17 protein-coding genes are annotated in these 16,079 nt (G+C 46.5%); 11 read left to right on the top strand and 6 right to left on the bottom strand.

The window, feature by feature from the left end:
* Positions 1-6 precede the first annotated feature (6 nt).
* Complete coding sequence (locus QYB97_RS10120; protein ID WP_301165874.1) at positions 7-279, bottom strand: hypothetical protein; 273 nt, start codon at positions 277-279, stop codon at positions 7-9.
* A 330-nt stretch (positions 280-609) separates the two neighbouring features.
* Between QYB97_RS10120 and QYB97_RS10125 the strand changes: the two genes are divergently transcribed.
* From QYB97_RS10125 to QYB97_RS10135, 3 genes are all read left to right on the top strand, one after another.
* Complete coding sequence (locus QYB97_RS10125) at positions 610-1,665, top strand: processed acidic surface protein (RefSeq protein WP_301165875.1); 1,056 nt, start codon at positions 610-612, stop codon at positions 1,663-1,665.
* Complete coding sequence (locus tag QYB97_RS10130; RefSeq protein ID WP_301165876.1) at positions 1,666-2,367, top strand: class D sortase; 702 nt, start codon at positions 1,666-1,668, stop codon at positions 2,365-2,367.
* Positions 2,368-2,451: 84 nt separating this feature from the next.
* Positions 2,452-2,961 (top strand): GNAT family N-acetyltransferase, encoded by a 510-nt coding sequence (locus QYB97_RS10135; protein WP_301165877.1) that lies wholly within the window; start codon positions 2,452-2,454, stop codon positions 2,959-2,961.
* 21 nt (positions 2,962-2,982) lie between these two features.
* Here QYB97_RS10135 and QYB97_RS10140 read toward each other — a convergent pair whose 3' ends face one another.
* On the bottom strand, positions 2,983-3,474 hold the full coding sequence (locus QYB97_RS10140; RefSeq protein WP_301165878.1) for a phenolic acid decarboxylase: 492 nt from the start codon (positions 3,472-3,474) through the stop codon (positions 2,983-2,985).
* Between the two features lie 102 nt (positions 3,475-3,576).
* On the opposite strand from QYB97_RS10140, the gene QYB97_RS10145 reads away from it, so the two are divergent.
* The gene (locus QYB97_RS10145) at positions 3,577-4,122 is read left to right on the top strand and encodes a PadR family transcriptional regulator (protein WP_301165879.1); all 546 of its coding nucleotides are present in this window, start codon (positions 3,577-3,579) and stop codon (positions 4,120-4,122) included.
* Positions 4,123-4,166: 44 nt separating this feature from the next.
* Here the strand turns inward: QYB97_RS10145 and QYB97_RS10150 are convergent, their stop codons facing one another.
* From QYB97_RS10150 to QYB97_RS10160, 3 genes are all read right to left on the bottom strand, one after another.
* Entirely contained in the window at positions 4,167-4,862 is a 696-nt protein-coding gene (locus QYB97_RS10150; protein WP_301165880.1) for an OmpA/MotB family protein, read from the bottom strand.
* Positions 4,863-4,868: 6 nt separating this feature from the next.
* Positions 4,869-6,437 carry a hypothetical protein gene (locus tag QYB97_RS10155; RefSeq protein ID WP_301165881.1) on the bottom strand — a complete coding sequence of 523 codons (1,569 nt, stop codon included), beginning with the start codon at positions 6,435-6,437 and terminating at the stop codon, positions 4,869-4,871.
* 115 nt (positions 6,438-6,552) lie between these two features.
* Positions 6,553-7,755: an ROK family transcriptional regulator gene (locus QYB97_RS10160; RefSeq protein WP_301165882.1), complete on the bottom strand. Its 1,203-nt coding sequence runs from the start codon at positions 7,753-7,755 to the stop codon at positions 6,553-6,555.
* A gap of 128 nt (positions 7,756-7,883) precedes the next feature.
* On the opposite strand from QYB97_RS10160, the gene QYB97_RS10165 reads away from it, so the two are divergent.
* The 7 genes from QYB97_RS10165 to QYB97_RS10195 all read left to right on the top strand — a co-directional run bounded on the left by QYB97_RS10165 (position 7,884) and on the right by QYB97_RS10195 (position 15,734).
* Positions 7,884-8,270: a VOC family protein gene (locus QYB97_RS10165; protein ID WP_301165883.1), complete on the top strand. Its 387-nt coding sequence runs from the start codon at positions 7,884-7,886 to the stop codon at positions 8,268-8,270.
* Between the two features lie 156 nt (positions 8,271-8,426).
* Positions 8,427-9,407: a galactose-1-phosphate uridylyltransferase gene (gene galT / locus QYB97_RS10170; RefSeq protein WP_301165884.1), complete on the top strand. Its 981-nt coding sequence runs from the start codon at positions 8,427-8,429 to the stop codon at positions 9,405-9,407.
* 2 nt (positions 9,408-9,409) lie between these two features.
* A complete protein-coding gene (locus tag QYB97_RS10175; RefSeq protein WP_301165885.1) occupies positions 9,410-10,588 on the top strand; it encodes a galactokinase in 1,179 nt (392 codons plus the stop codon).
* On the top strand, positions 10,588-11,580 hold the full coding sequence (gene galE, locus QYB97_RS10180) for a UDP-glucose 4-epimerase GalE (protein WP_301165886.1): 993 nt from the start codon (positions 10,588-10,590) through the stop codon (positions 11,578-11,580). Before QYB97_RS10175 ends, galE begins: the two co-directional genes overlap by 1 nt.
* A gap of 103 nt (positions 11,581-11,683) precedes the next feature.
* Positions 11,684-13,690: a beta-galactosidase gene (locus QYB97_RS10185; protein WP_301165887.1), complete on the top strand. Its 2,007-nt coding sequence runs from the start codon at positions 11,684-11,686 to the stop codon at positions 13,688-13,690.
* A 162-nt stretch (positions 13,691-13,852) separates the two neighbouring features.
* On the top strand, positions 13,853-14,803 hold the full coding sequence (locus tag QYB97_RS10190; protein WP_301165888.1) for an ABC transporter ATP-binding protein: 951 nt from the start codon (positions 13,853-13,855) through the stop codon (positions 14,801-14,803).
* Positions 14,778-15,734 (top strand): ABC transporter permease, encoded by a 957-nt coding sequence (locus QYB97_RS10195; RefSeq protein WP_301165889.1) that lies wholly within the window; start codon positions 14,778-14,780, stop codon positions 15,732-15,734. Before QYB97_RS10190 ends, QYB97_RS10195 begins: the two co-directional genes overlap by 26 nt.
* Positions 15,735-15,787: 53 nt before the next feature.
* Here QYB97_RS10195 and QYB97_RS10200 read toward each other — a convergent pair whose 3' ends face one another.
* Positions 15,788-15,949, bottom strand: coding sequence for a hypothetical protein (locus tag QYB97_RS10200; RefSeq protein ID WP_301165890.1), 162 nt, complete (start codon positions 15,947-15,949; stop codon positions 15,788-15,790).
* Positions 15,950-16,079 lie beyond the last annotated feature (130 nt).

The following is a 16,079-nucleotide window of genomic DNA, read 5'->3' on the forward strand; positions in this document are numbered from 1 at the left end:
AAGCGGTTAATCCTTGGAATACTTGGCCAGGATTTCTTCACGGGCGTCAGCGCCTTGCACGCCGGCTCGCATGGCTGATACCAGCTGGTCATACTCTTCCTTGGTGATCTCGGCAACCGAATTTTTGGGAAAGATGTAAGGCTTGCCGATGTCCTTCGTATCCAGATCGTTCAATAACTCGATTTCATCTTCCTTTTCCCGGCATTGATCGGGATCATAAATATAGACTCTGCCAAATTCATCCTTAAATTCTCTGTTCATGTTGACAAAATAACGCAAATTTTCTTCTCCTTCCTGAAGACAGCATTGTCTTACTAGTCATACCCGTTATTTCCATTTTGGAGACATTAAAAAACTATAAAACTTTTTTTGAAATCAGGGATAAAATACGAGATTTCGGGAATGATAGAAGTACCCCCTTTTTTATATATCTTTTTGTCCCCGCTTCCTTTAAGAGGCGGCTTTTTTTTGTCATTTTTTCGCTCTTCCTGGGTGATTTCCCCATATATTTACCTATTCTTCATATTAAATAGGACTAAAGAACCATGTAATAAAAACGTAATAATTTATACTAGGATTAGGAAATAAAAACATATTCAGGAGGAACGAATGAAGAAGATTTTATTAAGCATGCTGGCTGTTCTCTTAACCTTTTACTTTGTGCCTGCAAATGCATTCGCAGCGGTAAAGGATACTGATCTTACAGCCTATCTGGCAGAAATCAGCAAGGAACGCGGCTATGAAATTAGCAAAGAAGACTATGAGAACTATCTTTCGGATTATGCCGACAGCAGTTTGTCGGACTTTAACACAGTTGATGAAATGAAAGAATTCTTAGGGCCTGTGATCAAGAGCAACAACAGCAACCTTACTGAAATCTACAGTGAATATGATTTGAACGAACAGCAGCTAAAGGAACTTTTGGCGAAAAACGGAGAACAGATTGAGGATTACATATATGTAGAAGACCTTAGTTTTGCTGTATCCGATTTTATGTATGATGACTCTGAGGAATCGGATGACCTTCCGAGTGAAGAGGATTTTGCAGCCATCGAAAAGGAAATGCAGGATGCGCTGGCAGAGATTGACCTGACTCCACAAGAGATTGATAATTTGATGAACCATCTGCTTTCCCTTGAAAAGGAACTTAATAATCCGGCAACTGAAAAACAGTTGATGGATATTCTGAACCGCATGGAAGGCATAGACCCGGAGAATCCGACAAAGGCACAGATCCAGCAGGTTGGACAGGCGTTTGAAGATTTGCTCTCCATCTTCCAAATGAAAGCTAAGTTTTATATTGTTGACGGTAGCAAGAAAACACCTGTGACAGCAGCAGAACTTATGCAAATGACCGTGCTCGAAGGGGATTACCTTTTAATCGAGCTTTATGACCTGAAAGGCAACCTTTTGGCGGATTTGAAAATTACTTCAGATGAAATTGCCGGAAGCTCAGGAACAGTGGGCGAGGTAACAAAAACAGTAGAAAATGCAATGGGCGCAGCACCGCAAAAGCCGGTTAAAAAACCAAGCCCGAAAACACCGCGTACCGAAAACGGCGGGGAATTGCCGAAAACGGCTTCCAACAACCTGGATGGCGCGCTGGCAGGCGCAGCGATCATTGGAGCGGGATTATTTCTATACCGAAGAGCAAGGATGTCATAAATGGCAGAGCGAAGCCAAATGGAAAGAAGACGCCGCAAAAAAGGGCTTCTTCTTTCTTTTTCAATCATTGTGATTTTGCTGGGCGCCGTCATTTTTTCGAAAAATATCATGGAGTATTCCAGAGGGTTTTTTGCCGGCGAAAAGGTGGAACCCAAAGCGTTTGCCCAGCATAAGAAGGAACCAGCCAGGGATAAAGAACCGGCCAAGGAAAAGGACGAGAAACCCGCTGTGGCGGCAAAGAAAGATCCGGTCCCTGTTAAGAGTGAACCGCTATACAGTAAGCGGCCTGAAATTGGGGAGAAGATGGGCACTCTTTATATCCCGAAGCTCGGAGCCAGGCTTCCGATTTACCATGGAACAAACGAGGATGAACTGGCCAAGGGAGTGGGGCATTACAAGGGAAGTGTTCTTCCGGGAGAAAAAGATAATTCGGTTCTGTCCGGACACCGTGACACCGTCTTCCGCAGCCTGGGCAAGGTGGGCAAAGGGGATACGATGGAAGTGACAACGTCTGCCGGAACCTTTACCTATAAGGTAAGAAAGGTCAGGATTGTGGATAAAGACGACCGGACGATCATTGTACCGAAACCCCGCGCCATCCTGACAGTCAGCACCTGCTATCCGTTTGATTATATTGGTGCAGCGCCAAAGCGCTATATTTTGGAAGCTTTTTTAATCTCATCAAGAGTGAACAAATCGTAAGTCATGCGAAGGGGGGATCCCTTCGCTTTTTATTTTTTGTTAAAGTAATAGAGATGCAGAAGTTTTTACACAGGAGGATATACCATGGTACAAATTCGAGATGCCCATCTTGGCGATTTGCCCGCGTTGCTGGATATTTATAATGAAGCCATCCGGACATTGACGGCAACCTTTGATCTTGAGGAGCAAACATTGGCGCAGCGGAAAAAGTGGTTTGAAAAATACGGAGGAGCTTTCCCGCTGATCGTTGCCGAGGTGGATGGAAAGGCTGCCGGCTATGGCTCTCTCAGTCCGTTCAGGGACAAGGAAGCCTATGCCCGTACAACAGAAGTGTCGCTGTATATTTCGTCCGAATTCAGGGGCCGGGGAATAGGGAAGAAATTAATGAAGGAAATCCTTCAAAGAGCCAGGGATCTTGATTATCATACAGTAATCGGAAGCATTACAGGAGGAAACGAATCAAGCGTCTCCCTGCACAAAAGTTTTGGCTTTGAATTTGCCGGCTGCTTAAAAGAAGTTGGATTTAAATTTGGCCAGTGGCAGGATGTCCACTATTATCAGCTTATATTGGATAAAGAAAAAACGAAGGGATAGCACCCTTCGTTTTTTGTGTGTTTAGTATTTCAGTTTTCCGGCACGAATGTCGTCAGTCATTCCTTCGTATGGAGCTTGAGCTACCACGTTCTCATTGTTTACGCCGGCATTTTCAATAAAGGTAATATCCGCAAATTCAGGAACCACGTATTTTGGATAGGTTTCATACTTCTCTCGGGATTCATGCATAAGGTCAATGTGGTCGTTTTGGTAGCGGACCGTAATCTCGGGATGCTCATGAACCCATTTTGGAAAGAAGATCACGCCATGCATGCGTTTTTCCTTTGGCATGAAGTTCAACGAAACGTCTGTGCCTGTCGGCTCTGTCCATGACACTTTGTAGACATCCTCTGTTAATTTAACGATGTCAACTTCCTGATCGCGCACCCAGCGGCCGCCTACCATTCCGCTATGAATGCGGTAGTCGATCGTGTTTTCATTTTTTATATACATTTCATATTCCCACCCGTTTTCATACGTGTAGATCATATGACTTCCAATAAAGTTATCCATGTAATAGCACTCCTTTATCATGTTTTAATAAACATGTAACTATTTACATATTAAATATAACACTATGGTATAATAGTGTCAATCATTCAAGTGGAGGCTAATATGAGAGTGCTAAAATACGCCATATTGGGTTTGTTGGATAAAGGTCAGTTAAGCGGATATGACATTACGAGTAAGTTTAAAGAAGAAATTGGACATTTCTGGAGCGCCAAGCACAGCCAGATTTACCCTGAGTTAAAAAAGCTGACGGAAGAGGGCTTTGTAGAATATCAAATCGTCATCCAGGGAACCAAGCTGGAAAAGAAAGTGTATTCCATTACCGAACTTGGCAAGAAGGAATTGCATGAGTGGATGAACCGGTACAGCCCCATTCCTGATACGCAAAAAGATGAATTCATGCTCAAGGCTTATTTTGTGTCGTCGCTCTCACAGGAAGAGGCAAAACAGCTCTTCAAAGATCAATTGGAAAAGAGGGGCCAGGCGATAGCCTTCCTGGAAGAACGGCTTCAGGAATTGGAAGGGAAAGAGGAACCGGTATCCTTTTCTTCTCCCGATTTTGGCCATTACCTCGTTCTCAGCCGGGCGCTTGAACGGGAAAAAGGCTATATCTCCTGGCTTGAGCGGATGATCGCAAAAATTGGGGGGTGATGGCACGCAAAAAACGAAAGGCATAAGCGCCTTTCGTTTTTTTGCTACTGCTGATTCACGATGTCCTTCAGTTTGTTTTGCCATTTGTTATCATCCAAAATGATCTGGAAGGAGATCCGGCGGTTTTTTTTCAGGGCGGCAGGTGAATTGCCCTTGGCGATCGGTTTGTATTCGCTATAGCCCGTAGCTGCAAGATACTGGGCATAAGGAAGGCGTGAAAGCTTCGGGTTGGCTTTTGCCAGATATTTCACGACAGCGACAGCGCGTTCCGTAGAGAGGGACCAGTTGTCATAAGGAACGGAATCGGTATGGCCCTCTACGAGGATGATGTAAAGGTACTTGCTCATGTCCTTTTCATCGATCATTGCCGCGAGCGCATTAGCCAGGGGATTGAGCACTTTCTTCCCTTGATTGCTGACTTCTGCGCTTCCTGTATCAAAAAGAATATTACCCTCGACCGAAATCGTATTGTTCGGTCCCCGGATCACTTTGTCTTTACCGACATTTTTTTCAAGCTGTTTTTCGATCAGATCCGAAATGTGCTTTTTCACGTCTGCCACCTGATGCAGCTCCTGTTTGATCTGTGATTGATCATAGGCATTATAGATGCTCTGGACATAGGCAAGAATGGCGATGAAAATCATGATAAGCACCATCATGGCCATCATGTCGGTAAAGCTGGGCCAATAGATTTCCTCATGGTGCTGTTCAGCAAACACATCTTTTCGGGCACGGCGCATGCTTCATCACCGCCTTCTTGGTTCGTGCGAGCTGATGAGCCTTGCTTCATGTTCCCGGTTATCATAGGCTGCCTGATTCTCCACGGCTGCCTGATACATGCGCTGAAGCAGATGGTACATGTCTCCAAGCGTCCGGTTGCCCGCCGTGAAGTCGCGCGATAATCCATGGAAAAGGTTCTCCAGTGTCCGGGCAAGCTCCCGCATATCGTCGTTGCGCTCGGGTCTGGCTTGCTGGCTGAGCTGCCTTTCCCTTTCCAGTACGTGGCGGATCTGTTCCACAAAATCCCGTTTTATATGTTCAACCGCGTTATAAAATCCTTTTTCAAGCTGCTGGACGGACGAAGCAAAATCGGCGGCGGCCCTGCCGTATTCTCCCTGCTTTTCAGCATAGCGGTAGTGCCATTCTTCCTGCTTCTGGCCCAGCCTGTTTTCCAGGTTTTCATGCTGGCTGGCATAATGCTGAAGCTGCTCCTGCATCACTCTGATAAGATTGCCGGCAAACTCCTCCGAACGGCGCTGGGATTCGGCGAGCATTTTATCCGACCGCTGGATGAGCAGCTCGAATTTTTGCTGCCCGGCATTTTGGCGTTCGGCCCCTTTTTGGAACTGCTGTTCAAATGCTTTAATTTGCGAGGTAAGAACACCGATGCTTTGATCCACTGCTTGATGCATGCTGCCCTGTTTGTCTATGGTCTTTTGAAGCTGATGGCCGAATTGCTCCAGTGTGCCGGTGGATGCGGCAAACGACTCGCTGTGCAGCCGCTGCGCATGCAAAATCCCTTTTACATCCTCCATGGCCGTTTTCAGTCCTGCTGTAAATTCGGTCATGGAGCTGCCGAAATCCCCGACACTTTTTTGAAAGCTTTCTTCGATTTTCACCGCAAGGCGGTCGAGCAGCCGTTCAGCTGAATCCTGCGGCTTTTCCTGCAATAAAAGGCTGTTGAAGGCATGATCGAGGTAAACCTCACAGTCGGACATCACCTTTCCCTGAAGGTACGTAAGGGAAGAGCCACGGGAGAGAAAACCGGTTTGAAGGATATTGAGAACGAGAGCCCCGCCGATTCCTGCGATACTCGTAATAAAAGCAACGCTCATTCCCTCAAAGGGAGCCGTTAATGAGGAAATGATTGAGTTCATGGTCATGGACGGTCCATTGGCGGAGCTTCCCAGCCGGAAAAGCGTATCCTGCATGGAAAGCAGGGAAAGCGTGAGCCCAATAAAGGTACCCAGCACCCCGAGTATGATGGTAAACGCGGGAAGCTGTTGCATCACCTTTTGAATGTTGCCGACAGGAACACGCATCAATCCTAGCAGGGGAATGCGCTCCTGGAAAAGATGTTTTTCGATCAAGGCCTGTGTATTCAAGGAAGCTACGCCTGACAAATGATACTGCCTGTAATCAGAGCAAACTCGCTGGATCCAGCGGGAACGGGGCTGCACTGCAGTCTGGGTTTCGAGCTCCTGCAGCTCCCTGATCCACTTCTTCAGCCGGTACCCTGTCTGGGCGTAACCGATCAATCCGGTAAGAACCAAAATACCAATCAATCCAACAACGGCACTTGTTAACCAATCCATGCTGTCCACCCCTCCGTTTCCATACAAGCATATGAAGGGCAGGCCATGACTAGTACACATGAATACATGCAAAAGCCCGTTATCTTTGCTTGAAAGGTAACGGGCATTTTGCCATTTATTTTACAGAGAAAAGCTCCGAAAGCAGGAGGGAAACCGCGCCTAGAGCAGTGGCTTTATTTCCAAGACCCGAGAGCCGGATATCGGTTTGCTTTGCGCTTTCTGTCAGCGTCATTTTTGCGATGGTTTCTTTTACCCCGTCCAGCAGGAAATCACCGGCATTGGATACGCCACCGGCAATAATGATCCGTTCGGGGTTGAGAAGGTGGATCAGGTTCGTTAAGCCGATTCCGAGGTAAATGCCTGCTGAACGCAAAATGTCCCGGCTCAATTGGTCTCCCTCCAGCGCGGCTTTGTGAACGAGGCGGCCACTGATGTGTTCGAGATGTCCGCCCGACAGTTCAGTTAAGATGCTTTCTTTTCCGATAGCCACTTCTTTTTTTGCTCTTTCAGCAATGGCAGGGCCCGCAGCCAGTGTCTGCAAACAGCCGTAATTCCCGCAGCTGCACTGCTTTCCGCCAATATCTATGGTCATATGACCAATTTCTCCAGCAATAAAATGTTCCCCGTGAAACAATTGTCCATTTATGACGATTCCTGCGCCAATTCCGCTGCCCACATTAATAGCGACCACACTGGATGCACCGCTTCCGCTGCCGAACCAAACCTCACCGAGGGCGATCGCTTTTGCGTCATTTTCAACTTTTACAGGCAGTTTAAAAGACGCCTCCAGTTCCTCTTTTATAGGAATGTTTCTTAAATGAAGGTTCGGGGCATAGAGCGACATCCCGCGTTCAACATCCACCACACCGTGCATGGCAACACCGATGCCGATTATTTTATCTTCTTCCTCTTTGTACTGATCCAAAAGACCCTGTATCTCTGATTTCATCATTTTTAATAGATCATCTGCCGTCACAGGAAGCGAAAGGGGGCTTTCCCTGAAGTGGAGCACACCGCCATTTAAGTCAGTCAGTATGATTTTAATATCCTTTGGACCGGCATCAAGTCCGATGACATAAAAGCTTTTTTCATTGATTACCAGCATCGTCGGCTTTCGCCCGCCCTGTGAAGCGCCCTGAACGCTTTCTTTTATCAGACCGGAATCGATCAATTCTTTTACGATCGAACTGACCGTTGGAGGCGTCAGCTTTGTATCCTTGGCAATCTGCGCCCGTGAGATCGGTCCCTCCAAACGGATCCGGTTTAAAATAATGCTTCGATTCAATGATTTCATAAATTGAAACGTACCACGCTGCATGGTTATGACACCTCAAGTTAATTTAATTAATTAAGATATAGTATACCTTCTTTTTTTCAATATGGATAGAAAGAGATGTGTTTGATAGAATTCCCTTAACACCCTATTAATGAAATGGAGGGCTCAATTTGAACATTCAACGGCTGGATCATCTCGTTTTGACGGTAAAAGATATAGAGAAAACCTGCGATTTTTATTCCGAGGTTTTAGGCATGAAGGTGGAAACGTTTCGCCAGGGAAGAAAAGCGCTGAAGTTTGGAGATCAGAAAATCAATCTTCATCAGGCAGGCCATGAATTCGAACCGAAAGCAGCGATTCCTATACCCGGCTCTGCTGACTTGTGCTTCATTACGGATGTCCCTTTAAACCAGGTGGTAAAGCACCTGGAAAATCATAAAGTTCCGCTGCTCGAAGGACCTGTGGAACGAACGGGAGCACAAGGGCTAATCCTTTCCGTCTATATCCGCGATCCGGATGAGAACCTGATTGAAATCTCTAATTACATCGAAGATTGAACATGGGGTAGCTTTCCGGATGCATTTATTGTTAAAAATGGTGCGTCCGGGTATGCAAACCTTTTCACTTATGGTAATCTGGTATCAACTTAATAATTTAATTTAACAAAGTTTGTTAACTTGTACTTAATAAATGATCCTACAGGAGGAAATACAATGGCTGAGTTACGTTATAATCCTTTATTAAAAGACTGGACGATGGTAGCGGCAAGCAGGCAGAACCGCCCGCACATGCCGAAGGACTTTTGCCCGTTTTGCCCGGGTTCCGGAAAGGTTCCTGAGAATTACGACGTTCACTTGTATCACAATGATTTCCCGGTGCTGTCACCGAATCCTCCGCAGCCGGATGCCGTTGGGGGAAGCCTGTATCAAACAAAAGAAGCGTACGGAAAATGTGAAGTGGTTCTGTATTCACCCGGCCACTATGACACCATTCCGGATCTTTCCCGCGAGCATATGAAGAAGCTGATGGATCTGTGGGAGGAAACCTTTGTAAAGCTTGAACAGGATCCAAACCATGAATATGTTATGATTTTTGAAAACCGGGGAGAGGAAGTCGGGGTAACAATGCCTCACCCTCATGGACAGGTATATGCTTACCCTTTCATCCCGCTAAAGGTAAAAACTGAGCTCAATGCCTGTAAAGAGTATACTGAAGAGAACAAACGCAACATGTTCGACGATATGATCGCTGAGGAAAAAAGGTTCGGCGAGCGGGTCGTATTGGAAACCGAGCATTTTATCGCGTTCATTCCATTTTTTACAGACTATCCATATGGCGTGTATGTTGTCAGCAAAGATAAAAAGACTGCCATTACTGAGTTTTCCGAAGACGAAAAACTGGAACTTGGCGATTTGCTGCAGGAACTTGTTGGCGGCATGGATATGATTTACGATAAATTATTTCCATATATGATGGTGATGCACCAGAGGCCTTCTGACGGAAAGGATGACTATAACGATTTTTACCGGTTCCATATTGAATTTTATCCTCCGCTTCGTGCAAGTGATAAAATCAAATATAATTCTTCCTCAGAAACAGGGGGATGGGCAGCGGCCAATCCGACAAAAGTAGAAGACAACGCAGAGAATTTGCGGAAGTGTATCGAGCGATATCATGAAAAGAGGGGGAAATAAGAATGGAGCAACAGCTAAAAGAGAAATTTCTAAACTATTTTCCGGGAAATAACGACGAGGTTCGACTTTTCTTTGCCCCTGGACGGGTCAATTTGATTGGTGAGCATACCGATTACAATGGAGGATACGTTTTTCCGGCGGCATTGTCGATCGGCACATATATGGCCGTAAGAAAAAGACAGGACGGAATTTACCGGCTGAAGAGTGAGAATTTCCCGCTGGAAGTAACCGTGGATGCCAATGAGCCCATTGTATTTAGCGGTGACGATGACTGGGCCAACTATCCAAAGGGCATTCTTCTGCAGCTGCAGAAAAGCGGAATCTCTATTTCCGGGGCTGATGTATTATTTGACGGCAATATTCCAAATGGCGCGGGTCTTTCTTCTTCCGCCTCAATTGGAATGGTCAGTGCGTTTGCTTTTTCAGCCATTGAAAACAGGGAAGTGGAGATGCTTGAGCTTGCCAAGCTGTGCCAGCGCATGGAAAATGAGTTTATCGGGGTAAACAGCGGGATTATGGACCAGTTTGCCGTTGGATTTGGCAAAAGAAATGAAGCTGTATTCCTCAATTGCCAAACCTATGAATTTGAGATGATTCCGCTTGAAATAGAAGGTTACAAGCTGGTGATTACCAACACCAATAAACGCAGGGGGCTGGCCGATTCCAAGTATAACGAACGAAGAACCCAGTGCGAACAGGGATTGGGAGTCATTCAGCAGCATTTGAAAGATATAGAGATCCTTGGTGAGCTGACTCCTCTTCAATTCAAAAAAGTGGAACAGTACCTTGAGGATGAAACCATCAGGAGAAGAGTAAGACACGTGGTAACTGAAGACGACAGAGTGCAAAAGGCTGTCGCTGCGCTTGAAAACAGGGACATCACTGCCTTTGGCTTATATATGAAAGAATCCCACGTATCACTTAGAGATGATTATGAAGTGACAGGTACAGAGCTCGATACCCTTTTTGATCTTCAAAAAGAGCAGCCTGGCTGCATTGGAACAAGAATGACTGGAGCCGGATTCGGCGGCTGTACCATTTCGATTGTAAAAGAGGAAGAAGTTGAAAACTTCAAAGAAAACGTAGCGGGCCGATATACTGAACGTACAGGCTTGGTGGCTGATTTTTATGTGTGTGAAATTGGAGACGGAGTAAAAGAATTTAACGGGGTGAAACGATAATGGCAATTTTAGTCACAGGCGGTGCAGGCTACATCGGAAGTCATACGGTGCTGCATCTGCTGAATAAAGGGGAAAAAGTGGTTGTATTCGATAACCTGCAAAAAGGCCACCAGGAAGCGGTGATGGAAGGCGTTTCGTTTTATAAGGGAGACCTTCATGACAGTGATCTGCTTGACACTGTGTTTGCAGAAAATGAAATTGAAGCAGTCATCCATTTTGCAGCCAATTCACTGGTAGGAGAAAGTGTGGAAAACCCGATCTCTTACTATCAAAATAACGTGGCGGGATCTTTGAATCTGGTAGACCGCATGGTGGAAAATGGTGTGAAAAAGATCGTTTTTTCATCCACGGCAGCGGTTTACGGTGAACCTGAAACAGTTCCTATCTCGGAAAGTGACCGTACGGTTCCGGGAAATCCTTATGGTGAAACCAAGCTGGCCATTGAGAAACTTCTTTTTTGGGCAGACCAGGCGTATGGGCTGAAGTCTGTTGCCCTTCGTTATTTTAATGCCGCAGGAGCAGATCCAGAAGGCAGAATTGGTGAGGATCATACACCGGAATCCCATCTGATTCCGATCGTGCTGGAAGCCGCCCTCGGCAAGCGGCCGCATGTTTCAATTTTCGGAGAAGATTACAAGACAGAAGACGGGACATGCATCCGTGATTACATTCACGTGATGGATTTGGCGGAGGCTCATTATCTGGCCCTTGAAAAGCTCAAGCGCACAGAGGAGAGCGGAGTTTATAATCTTGGCAATGGTACAGGGTTTTCGGTGAAGGAAGTGATTGAAACGTGCCGTGAAGTGACCGGACGGGACATTCATGCGGTCGCATCCCCAAGAAGGGCAGGCGATCCGGCGGTCCTGATCGCGTCGTCACAAAAGGCCAAGGATGAACTGGGATGGATGCCTCAGTATCCGGACCTGAAGGAAATCGTCAAGCATGCATGGAATTGGCATGTGAACCACCCGGATGGTTATTCCGCTCAATAGGGGTTCATCGGACGCAAAACGGGTATTCTACAACTGAAGGAAGACAGACATTCAGGGGACATGAAAAAATCATGTCTCCTTTTTTAAAAAGGAGCGATTCAGCTTGTATTTAGGAGTGGATTATTACCCTGAACAATGGCCGAAATCCAGGTGGCCGGAAGACGTCAGGCTGATGAAGGAGCTTGGCGTTAATGTCGTGCGGATGGCGGAATACGGCTGGCATTTGATTGAGCCGGAAGAAGGAAGTTATGATTTCAGTGTTTTGGATGAAATCATTGACAGATTGACCGAAAATGGAATGAAGATTGTACTGGGCACACCGACAGCCGCACCTCCTTCCTGGATGGTGCAGAACTACCCGGATATCCTGCCGACGGACCGTGACGGCCATTCAATTTCGTTTGGGGGGCGCAGGCACTATACGGTAAACAGCGCAACCTTTCAAAGATTTACAGAAAAAGTGGTACGTAAGCTCGCAGAAAAATACGGAAATCATCCCAATATCATCGGTTGGCAGATTGATAATGAGTTTGGCCATGAGAAGTCAGACCGAAGTTATGGGAATGAGGATCATACCGCTTTTTTATTTTGGCTTCAAAACCGTTATGAAAGCCTCGATGCTGTAAACGAAGCGTGGGGAACGGCCTTTTGGGGCCAGACCTATACCGATTGGAAACAGATTCCCTTGCCGCTGAACGTGTATCAGCAGCATAACCCCGGATTGCTTCTTGATTTTGACCGGTTTTGTGCGGATGGCTATACGGACTACAGCAAACTGCAGGCTGACCTGTTGCGGGGGAATACTTCCGGCCATCAATTTATTACCCACAATTTCGTTTTTAATGAACAGGCCATCAACCAGCGGGATATTGCAGAAAATCTGGACTTTGTGTCCTATGGCAATTATCCGGTGTGGGGAAGCAGCACGGAACCGGCCACTCCGGCTGCCATCGCGCTTCAGCACGACATTTGCCGTTCAACAAAGGATGAAAAGGGCTTCTGGGTGATGGAAGAAATTACAGGCGCTCAAGGGTGGAATCATACCGGCTATCTTCCGCGTCCCGGGCAGATCAGGCTTTGGACGTATCAGGCGATTGCCCGCGGGGCCGAAGCGATTCTGTATTTTCAATGGCGCTCTTCCCGGTTTGGTACCGAACAGTTCAGCCAGGGTATTCTGGGCCATGACGGCAAACCAAAGCGGAAATTTGAAGAGGTTAAAGAAACCATTGCCGCGCTCAATACGTTTGGAGACGATTGGATCGCTTCCGAGTACATTCCGGAAGTAGGAATGTACTATGAGGTGGAAAATGCCTGGGCCTGGAGCATTCAGCCGCAAAGCAAGGCGTTTGATTACAAGCAGGAACTTCATCGGTTTTACTATGGTGCTTATCATCTCAACAGTACAACCTGCATCATTTCACCGGAAAGCTCGCTTGATGGCTTGAAAGTGGTAATTGTACCGATATACTTCCTGACTGATTCTGCATTTACGGAGAAATTGAAAAAATTTGCGGCCGATGGGGGAACAGTGATCCTTTCCTACCGCTCGGGTGTAAAAGAACCCAACAATGCATTGACAGAGCTGACGCTGCCCGGGGAACTCGCGGAACTTGCGGGCATTAATGTCGATGAGTTTGAGGCACTTCAGCCCGGCCAGCAAACGCGGGTACGGGGAACCACCGGAAATATTAAAGATGTGTTGTCCCCGGCAACCGTATGGTGTGACGTGATTAAGTGTGTATCGGCGGATGTAATCGGTGTCTACCGCGATGCGTATTATGAAGGCGAGCCGGCCATCACCAGGAACAGATATGGCAAAGGCGTTGTCTACTACATCGGCACTGCTGTTGAAGAATACTTTTTGATGCGCCTTTATAAAGATATTTTCAAAGAGGCGGGCGTGAAGATGCTTGAACTGCCGGATGATGTGGAAATGGTGCTCCGAACCGATGCTGGCGGCAGAAAGTATTTATGCTTATTGAATCATTCCACCACGGCGAGCCACAGGCTGACACTTCCTAAGGGCGACTGGAAGGATGTTATGACAGGGGACATTTTTAATGGAATGGTACGGCTGCCTTCACTGGGCTCCTATGTTCTGTTGCAATAGGATAAAACACAACTTTTCCTCCTTTTTGCAGGCTGTGCAAGAAGGGGGTTTTTTATTTGGAGAAGACCTGAAACTTCTGTTCCTGTTGACCCGTATTAGATAGTGTAATATGTTAGTATTTGGAAAAGTTGTAAAGACTGTAACAAAGCTAAAGGAGGAAGTATGGAAACTGTACATACCCTGGAGTTAAGAAATGTTACGAAAAAGATGAAAGGGAAAAACGTGGTGGACCACCTGTCCTTTGAAGTAAGGAAGGGGGAGATCTTCGGGCTTCTCGGACCAAATGGTGCAGGGAAAACAACCACCATCCGCATGATTGTGGGTTTGATCTCCATGAATGGCGGCGAAATTCTTGTAAACGGACTGGATATTCGCAAAAACTATGAAAAGGCAATGGAGCAGATTGGGGCTATTGTTGAAAACCCGCAGATGTACGATTATCTGACCGGCTACAAAAACCTCATGCAATATGCGCGTATCATGCCCGGCGTCACAAGGAAGCGGATTGATGAAGTCGTTAAGCTGGTGGAGCTGGAGCAGGCGATTCACAAAAAAGTGAAGACCTACTCTCTCGGCATGAGACAGCGGCTGGGTGTTGCGCAGGCTTTGCTCCATCGTCCCTCCCTCCTTATCCTGGATGAACCGACGAATGGACTGGATCCGCAGGGCATGCACGACCTCAGAAACTATATGCGTACACTTGCCGACCAGGGAACCTCTATCGTTGTCTCCAGCCATATTCTGGCCGAGATGGAGTTGATGTGTGACAGAGTGGCTGTTATTCAACATGGCAAGCTCATCCGCATTGACAATGTGACGAATGTGACAGATCAAGCGCAGGCAAGGGTGCACTTCCTGATTGAAGGCGGCCTGCCGGAAGCGAAACTCCTGCTTTCTGAATATGCTCCGGAAAAAGCAGTGGAGGTGTCGGGTAAAGAGCTGATCATAGAGGCAAGCACGTCTCAGGAGATCGCTGACATCAACAAAAGACTCATCGAAGCAGGGTTTTTAGTGTATGGAATCCAGCTGAAAAAGAAAACGCTGGAAGAGCGCTTCCTTGAAATGACCGGAAAGGGAGGTGGCGTGAATGAAGTTTCTATCGCTGGTCAGTAATGAATGGATCAAGATTTTCAGCAGAACCCGTACGTGGGTATTTATCGCGCTTCCTATTCTGATCGTATTGGGTGTGGCCATCTACGGAAAAGTGACGGCTGACGAGGATGTTAAATCCAATTGGAAGCAGGAAGTTACCGAGCAAAACAAAGAGTTAAAGAGTCAGATTGCCGAAGCCAAAAAGGACAATAGTCCAAAATTTGTCGCAGAATCGCTCGAAAACGAGTATAGACAAAATCAATATGCATTAAAAAATGAGATTTCACCCTATGAAACAACAAGCTGGAAATTCATGAAAGACATGGCTCCTATCTCCTCACTGCTCGGTTTGTTTGTCATCGTGGTGGCCAGTGATATTGTGGCAGGAGAATTTGCCAAAGGGACCATCAAGATGCTGCTCATCCGCCCGTACAGCAGGTGGAAGATTCTTCTTTCCAAGCTGATCGCCACATTGGCCTTCGCCTTTTTTCTCTGGGTGATCCTGGTCGCAGCCACATGGCTCTTTGGCAGCATTTTCTACGGCTTTGGCGGGATGGATCAGCCATATTTATCAGTAACTGATGGCAAAATTCATGAAAAGCTCATCTCGGAATATGTGCTTGCCAACATGGGATTGGAATTTATCGAGTTTGCGGTAACGGTATTTCTTGCCTTTATGGTTTCAACCCTTTTCTACAGCAGTTCTGTAGCTATTGGAATATCATTGTTTCTCACGTTTGCCGGAAATGCGCTCGTCCTCTTTATCAGCAGCAAATCCTGGGCGAAATACACGCTGTTTCCGAACATGGATCTTACCCAGTACCTGGATGAAGGGCTTCAAGTAGTAAAGGGAATGTCATTGTCCTTTTCACTTGGGATGCTTGCCATTTATTCCGCTCTCTTTTTGATCATTACCTTTGCCGTCTTTCAAAAGCGCGACGTCAAAGCGTAAACATAAAAGAGCCAGTCCCTTATGCTTTAGGGGTACTGGCTCTTTGCTGTTAATCAGCATTCTTCTTCCTCTTCATCCGGGTGAGCCAGATGATGAACGATGCCGCTGATCACCGCCTGATCAGAAAACTCCACTTCTTCGTACACCTCATCAGGCGATACCTCCTGCCGGTTACCTTCAGATGGCTGCCCAATTCCTTCTTTTCTCTCATCCATGGTCTACGCCTCCTTTTTCTTATCCTTTCCCTGAGTGGCACTTTTATTAAAGTGTTTTTTCTGAAGAAATTGGCTATCGGGAATTTTGTATAGTTCCTCTTTGGCAAGTTGATTGCAGTGCAAGGTGCGA

Origin of the sequence: Fictibacillus fluitans, assembly GCF_030418125.1 — a bacterium.
GTDB lineage: Bacteria > Bacillota > Bacilli > Bacillales > Fictibacillaceae > Fictibacillus_C > Fictibacillus_C fluitans.

Coding starts and splice junctions, on each gene's coding strand:
- QYB97_RS10125 (WP_301165875.1), top strand. CDS start 610: ATGAAGAAGATTTTATTAAGCATGCTGGCTGTTCTCTTAACCTTTTAC.
- QYB97_RS10130 (WP_301165876.1), top strand. CDS start 1,666: ATGGCAGAGCGAAGCCAAATGGAAAGAAGACGCCGCAAAAAAGGGCTT.
- QYB97_RS10135 (WP_301165877.1), top strand. CDS start 2,452: ATGGTACAAATTCGAGATGCCCATCTTGGCGATTTGCCCGCGTTGCTG.
- QYB97_RS10140 (WP_301165878.1), bottom strand. CDS start 3,474: ATGGATAACTTTATTGGAAGTCATATGATCTACACGTATGAAAACGGG.
- QYB97_RS10145 (WP_301165879.1), top strand. CDS start 3,577: ATGAGAGTGCTAAAATACGCCATATTGGGTTTGTTGGATAAAGGTCAG.
- QYB97_RS10150 (WP_301165880.1), bottom strand. CDS start 4,862: ATGCGCCGTGCCCGAAAAGATGTGTTTGCTGAACAGCACCATGAGGAA.
- QYB97_RS10155 (WP_301165881.1), bottom strand. CDS start 6,437: ATGGATTGGTTAACAAGTGCCGTTGTTGGATTGATTGGTATTTTGGTT.
- QYB97_RS10160 (WP_301165882.1), bottom strand. CDS start 7,755: ATGCAGCGTGGTACGTTTCAATTTATGAAATCATTGAATCGAAGCATT.
- galT (WP_301165884.1), top strand. CDS start 8,427: ATGGCTGAGTTACGTTATAATCCTTTATTAAAAGACTGGACGATGGTA.
- QYB97_RS10175 (WP_301165885.1), top strand. CDS start 9,410: ATGGAGCAACAGCTAAAAGAGAAATTTCTAAACTATTTTCCGGGAAAT.
- galE (WP_301165886.1), top strand. CDS start 10,588: ATGGCAATTTTAGTCACAGGCGGTGCAGGCTACATCGGAAGTCATACG.
- QYB97_RS10190 (WP_301165888.1), top strand. CDS start 13,853: ATGGAAACTGTACATACCCTGGAGTTAAGAAATGTTACGAAAAAGATG.
- QYB97_RS10195 (WP_301165889.1), top strand. CDS start 14,778: ATGAAGTTTCTATCGCTGGTCAGTAATGAATGGATCAAGATTTTCAGC.
- QYB97_RS10200 (WP_301165890.1), bottom strand. CDS start 15,949: ATGGATGAGAGAAAAGAAGGAATTGGGCAGCCATCTGAAGGTAACCGG.